The organism is Streptomyces sp. AC555_RSS877 (assembly GCF_019049245.1).
In the GTDB taxonomy this organism is placed as follows: Bacteria; Actinomycetota; Actinomycetes; order Streptomycetales; family Streptomycetaceae; genus Streptomyces.
In genome coordinates, this window is the sequence record NZ_JAGMUK010000093.1 from 1 (window position 1) to 218 (window position 218).

The 218-nt window shown below is 73.4% G+C and carries 1 pseudogene; it reads left to right on the forward strand.

From position 1 onward, the window contains the following. Window positions 1-218: pseudogene (locus tag KUM49_RS35205) on the forward strand (hypothetical protein); the annotation flags it as partial.

Sequence of the window (218 nt, forward strand, 5' to 3'; positions counted from 1 at the left end):
AACTCCTCAAGGACCAGACCCGCGTGCTGGGCGCCGACCACCCGAACACCCTCGACACGCGGTATTGGGCTGCTCGCTTCCGCGGCGAGGCGGGAGACCCGGCCGGCGCCGCCACCGCCCTCGCCGAACTCGTCAAGGACGACGTCCGCGTGCGAGGGGCCGACGACCCGGAGACCCTCTCCACGCGGCATCAGGCTGCTCGCTTCCGCGGCGAGGCG